Origin of the sequence: Vibrio sp. L85 (assembly GCF_963871815.1) — a bacterium.
Taxonomy (GTDB): Bacteria; Pseudomonadota; Gammaproteobacteria; order Enterobacterales; family Vibrionaceae; genus Vibrio; species Vibrio harveyi.
This window is the reverse complement of sequence record NZ_CAWMYL010000204.1, coordinates 1-741: the sequence shown is the minus strand read 5'-3', so window position 1 is coordinate 741 and position 741 is coordinate 1. Positions and strand designations below refer to the sequence as shown.

General features: G+C 50.5%; 1 protein-coding gene. It reads left to right on the top strand.

What is annotated here, in order from left to right; all coding sequences use genetic code 11:
• Positions 1 to 168: 168 nt before the first annotated feature.
• A partial coding sequence (locus tag AACR11_RS20890; protein ID WP_079325123.1) for a hypothetical protein occupies positions 169 to 741 on the top strand: 573 nt, incomplete at its 3' end.

Genomic DNA, 741 nt, shown 5'->3' with positions numbered 1-741 from the left:
GCTTGCGGGTAACCAAGCGGCTCAAAACACACAGAACTTAGACAAGCTGACCGAGCTTGCCAAGTTCAAACAAGACAACGGACAAAGCGCTCTAAACAAACAGCAGTTGATCCTCATGGCAATCATTGTGCTCGTGCTTGGTTTTGTCCTGTTTAAGGCGGTGCAGAAATGAACCTGACACTTATTAAAGGGCAAGAGGTGCCGCTCAATGTGGAGTCGAGCTGGCTATTCATCGAATCCTATCAGGGCAAATTGTCGGTGCGATTAGATGCGACGGGCGAAGAGTTCACGCTACCTAGTGGCTCAGTGCTTCGCTATGGCAAGCCAATGGGGCGCATCTTACTCAGCGGCGAAGGTGAGCTGTCATTTGAACATGGCAGCGGTGATTTTACCCCGCCAGTTGAAGGGCAAAAGCTAGAAATTCAAGCCATGCCAAAGGTCGAATTGTTGCCAGGGCAAAGCATGAAAGTGAGCGAGCTGCCTAACGTCACTCTCGAAGAAGGTCAAACCATCCATGTACACGTTGGCGACAACCTTATTGGGCGTCGTGGTGAATTGCCATTGCCTATTCCCGCCAATGCCAACCGCAAAGGGGTGATTATCAAAGCGCCATCGAGCAATACAGGTTTGGTGAGTATCAAGGGCTTTGAGCTTGCAGCAGGCGAAACGGTCACCATTGAAACAACCGCAGCGTTCGAGTTATCAGGAAAAGCGCCAGATACCGCGCAACTATTGGAGTAT